This is a genomic window from Streptococcus sp. STC1396 (genome assembly GCF_058933875.1).
Window position 1 is genome coordinate 1 of the sequence record NZ_JBZYCU010000044.1, and the last position, 4,557, is coordinate 4,557.

Below are 4,557 nucleotides of genomic sequence, written 5' to 3' on the forward strand. Positions count from 1 at the left end.
TGAGATATGGAAGTCGCTTAGCAGGATAGGAAGTAGTAGTACTTCCTTTTTGGGAGTTTAGCTCAGCTGGGAGAGCATCTGCCTTACAAGCAGAGGGTCAGCGGTTCGATCCCGTTAACTCCCATATAGGTCCCGTAGTGTAGCGGTTATCACGTCGCCCTGTCACGGCGAAGATCGCGGGTTCGATTCCCGTCGGGACCGTTTCAATTGTGGAAATGCAATTGAATGTTGCGGATGGATTAAGTGTCACTTGAGTCCTATTTGACAACTCTATAAAGACTCGTTAGCTCAGTTGGTAGAGCATTTGACTTTTAATCAAAGGGTCACTGGTTCGAGCCCAGTACGGGTCATATAAGCGGGTTTGGCGGAATTGGCAGACGCACCAGATTTAGGATCTGGCGCTTTAGGGCGTGGGGGTTCAAGTCCCTTAACCCGCATGAAGAAATAGAAGTGAGCCGGCTTAGCTCAGTTGGTAGAGCATCTGATTTGTAATCAGAGGGTCGCGTGTTCAAGTCATGTAGCCGGCATTTTTTTATACAGATGCGAACGTAGTTCAGTGGTAGAACACCACCTTGCCAAGGTGGGGGTCGCGGGTTCGAATCCCGTCGTTCGCTTTGAGGCCGGGGTGGCGGAACTGGCAGACGCACAGGACTTAAAATCCTGCGATTGGCAACGATCGTACCGGTTCGATTCCGGTCCTCGGCATGAGAGTTTAAAAGAGCACCCTTAGCTCAACTGGATAGAGTACCTGACTACGAATCAGGCGGTTAGAGGTTCGACTCCTCTAGGGTGCATATTAGAACGAAGTCTCATGACTCCGTTTTTGGATTTTCTCGGGAAGTAGCTCAGCTTGGTAGAGTACTTGGTTTGGGACCAAGGTGTCGCAGGTTCGAATCCTGTCTTCCCGATATATGGCGGTGTAGCTCAGCTGGCTAGAGCGTCCGGTTCATACCCGGGAGGTCGGGGGTTCGATCCCCTTCGCCGCTATGATGATCTTGTTGGACCTTTAGCTCAGCTGGTTAGAGCTCTCGGCTCATAACCGAGTGGTCGTAGGTTCAAGTCCTACAAGGTCCATATTGTGTGAAACTCACTATGTTGGAGGATTACCCAAGTCCGGCTGAAGGGAACGGTCTTGAAAACCGTCAGGCGTGTAAAAGCGTGCGTGGGTTCGAATCCCACATCCTCCTTAGATAAGAATATCGCGGGATGGAGCAGCTAGGTAGCTCGTCGGGCTCATAACCCGAAGGTCGTAGGTTCAAATCCTGCTCCCGCAATTTTGGCTCGGTAGCTCAGTTGGTAGAGCAATGGATTGAAGCTCCATGTGTCGGCGGTTCGATTCCGTCTCGCGCCATTTTATTCTGAATATAAGCGGGTGTAGTTTAGTGGTAAAACTACAGCCTTCCAAGCTGTTGTCGCGAGTTCGATTCTCGTCACCCGCTTTGAACTAGATTGTTCAATCCAAGTTTTTAACTTGGGCGCGTAGCTCAGGTGGTTAGAGCGCACGCCTGATAAGCGTGAGGTCGGTGGTTCGAGTCCACTCGTGCCCATTAATATTGGAGAATTACTCAAGAGGCTGAAGAGGACGGTTTGCTAAATCGTTAGGTCGGGTAACTGGCGCGGGGGTTCGAATCCCCCATTCTCCGCTATAAGTAAGGAGTTTAGCTGATGCTATCTCCTTTTCTTGTATCTTTTTGCATTAAGGTAAGTTAATCTAATCTTAATTTTTTCTTTAAAATTGATATATGCTGTAATAAGGAACATATATCTAGTTGGAACCATTATGTATTGATATTGCTGAGGTTTATTTTTATGAATAAATTTAAAAAATCTAAGTTTTTTATTTTCTTTTTAATAACTATTAGCTTAATAGGAGGGTTGTTACTTTCACCTGTCTCGTCTTATTTTATTTCTTTTTCTTCTAATATAATTTCAACAATTGATCGAATGATTGCTCGGCCTGTTACCTTTGTGTTAAATGAAAAAGATAGACTTTTTGATTTGATGAAAACGTATAAAGAAAATGGAGATTTAAAGAAAGCGCTTTATACCATAGAAGAGAAGGCAAATAAAGTTGATTCTTTGGAAGATGAGAATAGTCAATTAAGGCAATTATTAGATTTAAAAGAGCAGGACCAAAACACGATTAAAATTGCTTCAGAGGTGATTGCTCGTAGTCCGTCTGCTTGGACAAATGAGCTGACAATTGATAAAGGGGCTGCTAGTGATGTTACAAAATCAATGCTGGCAATTTCTAATGGTGGAGTCATCGGAGCAGTAACACAGGTTTCTGCTGATTCAAGTGTTGTGACCTTGCTTAGCAATGAAAAAAATTCAAGCCAAATTTCTGTGAAGATTCAAACAGAGACTGGTTTTGTCTATGGTATTATTACTGGTTTTGATTCTAAAAATTCCACTTTTATTGTAAGTCAGTTAAATAGTTTTTCTGGTGTTACAGAAGGAGCTTCTGTTCTGACAAGCGGATTGGGCACCTATAATGCAGAAAATTTACTTGTGGGAAAAGTTTTGTCTGTCTCTAAAGGGAAAGATCAGTTGAATGATGTGATTTTAGTTCAACCTGCTGCTGATTTTTCAGATATCCAAGCTGTAATTTTGGTGAGAAATTGATATGAAAAGCTCGAAAGAAAAAATTTTAACACCGATTATCTTGTTTTTAATCTTATTACTTGATGGACAGTTGTCTCGACTCTTTATCGGTCTATTATCAGGTCAGTGCTATCCTATCAGCCACTTATTACTGATTTACATGATTTTTATTTCTATTAATTTTTCTAGAACTTTCAATCTTGTTTTATTTATGGGACTGGGATTGATATATGATGTTTATTATTTACATGTTATAGGCATTTTTGTGATTTTATTTCCTTTGCTTAGTGCTTTCATTATTTACATGAATGACGTTTTGTTGTTAAATCGCTTGACTCGTTTTTTATCTGTGATTACGGCTGTCTTTTTGATTGAAATAGTTAGTGTCACTTTGGTTCTTCTTTTAAAGCTGGCAGCAATTGATTTTTCACATTTCATTATCTTTAGTTTGGTTCCTACTTTACTCTTAAATGCTGTTTTCTTCTTGGTATTCCAATCTTTGTTTGAAAAAGTCTATTTATGATGAATAAGAAATAGAAATGTAATAAATACGTAACACAAACAGTTTTGATTTTTGATATACTATATAATGTCTTACCAAGAAGGAGTATATATTTTTATGAAGAAAAAATTGTTCGCATCAATTTTGTTGAGTACGCTTATCCTTTCTCAAGGAGCTTCACTTGTGAGTGTAAAAGCGGATTCTACCGATGATAAAATTGCTGCTCAAGACAGTAAAATTAACAGTATAACAGCGCAACAGCAATCAGCACAAGCACAAGTTGACGAGATTCAAAGTCAAGTTTCTGCAATTCAAAAACAACAAGAAAAACTTCAAGCTGAAAATGAAAAATTATCAGCAGAGTCTGCTAAGTTATCAGCTGAAATTGATACTTTATCTAAAAACATCGTTGCTCGAAATGAATCGCTTGCTAATCAAGCTCGTAGTGCTCAAACGAATGGAACTGCTACTAGTTACATTAATACAATCGTGAGTTCTAGCTCTATTACAGAAGCAATTTCACGTGTAGCTGCTATGAGTGAAATTGTTGCAGCAAATAATAAAATGTTAGAGCAACAAAAAGCTGATAAAGAAGCAATTGCTGAAAAACAAGTTGCTAATAATGAAGCAATCAATACTGTTATCGCTAATCAGCAACAGCTTTCAGATGATGCACAAGTTTTAACAACCAAACAAGCAGAACTTAAAGTTGCTCAGTTGAACCTTGCAGCAGAAAAAACAACTGCTGAAAATGAAAAAAATAGCCTTTTAGAGCAAAAAGCAGCAGCAGAGAAAGCAGCAGCAGAAGCAGCAGCAGCAGAGGCAGCTTATAAAGCACAACAACAGGCACAACAACAAGCAGTTCTTGCTTCTGCAAATACTAGCTTCTCAGCTCAGGTTCAAGCTGTAAATAATACAGCAGCAGCTCCTGCGGCAGAGGCTACTATATCTGCACCAGCAGTGACTCAGCCAGCAGCAACTGTCTCTCGTCCTACTTACAGTTCTTCAGCGACAACCTATCCTGTAGGTCAATGTACTTGGGGTGCTAAGACTTTGGCTCCATGGGCTGGTGACTATTGGGGTAATGGTGGTCAATGGGCAGCTAGTGCAGCAGCAGCAGGCTTCCGTACAGGTTCACAACCTCAGGTTGGTGCGATTGCATGTTGGAATGATGGTGGATATGGACACGTTGCTGTAGTAACAGCTGTTCAATCTGCTACTAACATTCAAGTATCAGAAGCTAATTATGCTGGCAACCAAGCAATTGGTAACTACCGAGGCTGGTTTAATCCAGGTGCTGTAACTTATATTTATCCAAATTAAATTGGCTCTTTTCTACCATTTGTCAAGTCTGTCAAGGCTTTAAGTGAAAAATGAGATAAGACAGTAGCTATTCCGAGGTTACTGTCTTATTTTTAACACTTTTTGAGCCATAAAAGGGCATGCAAAAA

Annotated in this window: 3 protein-coding genes and 17 tRNA genes; all 20 read left to right on the forward strand. The window is 40.8% G+C overall.

Features of this window, described 5'->3' with window-relative positions; genetic code table 11:
• The first annotated feature begins 51 nt into the window (after positions 1-51).
• The 20 genes from AC5FEC_RS10200 (at position 52) to pcsB (ending at position 4,429) form a co-directional block, all read left to right on the forward strand.
• A tRNA-Val gene (locus AC5FEC_RS10200) sits at positions 52-124 on the forward strand.
• Positions 125-128: 4 nt separating this feature from the next.
• Positions 129-201, forward strand: a tRNA-Asp gene (locus tag AC5FEC_RS10205).
• Positions 202-277: 76 nt separating this feature from the next.
• Positions 278-350 (forward strand) — tRNA-Lys (locus AC5FEC_RS10210).
• A 5-nt stretch (positions 351-355) separates the two neighbouring features.
• A tRNA-Leu gene (locus AC5FEC_RS10215) sits at positions 356-437 on the forward strand.
• A 17-nt stretch (positions 438-454) separates the two neighbouring features.
• Positions 455-527: transfer RNA gene (locus AC5FEC_RS10220), tRNA-Thr, on the forward strand.
• Positions 528-542: 15 nt separating this feature from the next.
• Positions 543-614: transfer RNA gene (locus AC5FEC_RS10225), tRNA-Gly, on the forward strand.
• 5 nt (positions 615-619) lie between these two features.
• Positions 620-705: transfer RNA gene (locus tag AC5FEC_RS10230), tRNA-Leu, on the forward strand.
• A gap of 15 nt (positions 706-720) precedes the next feature.
• Positions 721-794 (forward strand) — tRNA-Arg (locus tag AC5FEC_RS10235).
• Between the two features lie 40 nt (positions 795-834).
• Positions 835-908: transfer RNA gene (locus AC5FEC_RS10240), tRNA-Pro, on the forward strand.
• Between the two features lie 5 nt (positions 909-913).
• Positions 914-987: transfer RNA gene (locus tag AC5FEC_RS10245), tRNA-Met, on the forward strand.
• A gap of 13 nt (positions 988-1,000) precedes the next feature.
• A tRNA-Ile gene (locus AC5FEC_RS10250) sits at positions 1,001-1,074 on the forward strand.
• Between the two features lie 23 nt (positions 1,075-1,097).
• A tRNA-Ser gene (locus AC5FEC_RS10255) sits at positions 1,098-1,187 on the forward strand.
• Between the two features lie 13 nt (positions 1,188-1,200).
• Positions 1,201-1,274, forward strand: a tRNA-Met gene (locus AC5FEC_RS10260).
• A 4-nt stretch (positions 1,275-1,278) separates the two neighbouring features.
• Positions 1,279-1,351, forward strand: a tRNA-Phe gene (locus AC5FEC_RS10265).
• A 17-nt stretch (positions 1,352-1,368) separates the two neighbouring features.
• Positions 1,369-1,439 (forward strand) — tRNA-Gly (locus tag AC5FEC_RS10270).
• 34 nt (positions 1,440-1,473) lie between these two features.
• Positions 1,474-1,547: transfer RNA gene (locus AC5FEC_RS10275), tRNA-Ile, on the forward strand.
• 8 nt (positions 1,548-1,555) lie between these two features.
• Positions 1,556-1,643: transfer RNA gene (locus tag AC5FEC_RS10280), tRNA-Ser, on the forward strand.
• Between the two features lie 166 nt (positions 1,644-1,809).
• Positions 1,810-2,625, forward strand: coding sequence for a rod shape-determining protein MreC (mreC, locus tag AC5FEC_RS10285; RefSeq protein ID WP_493662103.1), 816 nt, complete (start codon positions 1,810-1,812; stop codon positions 2,623-2,625).
• A 1-nt stretch (position 2,626) separates the two neighbouring features.
• Positions 2,627-3,127, forward strand: a complete 501-nt coding sequence (mreD, locus tag AC5FEC_RS10290) for a rod shape-determining protein MreD (RefSeq protein WP_037616232.1) — start codon at positions 2,627-2,629, stop codon at positions 3,125-3,127.
• Positions 3,128-3,223: 96 nt separating this feature from the next.
• The gene (gene pcsB / locus AC5FEC_RS10295; RefSeq protein WP_493662104.1) at positions 3,224-4,429 is read left to right on the forward strand and encodes a peptidoglycan hydrolase PcsB; all 1,206 of its coding nucleotides are present in this window, start codon (positions 3,224-3,226) and stop codon (positions 4,427-4,429) included.
• Positions 4,430-4,557 lie beyond the last annotated feature (128 nt).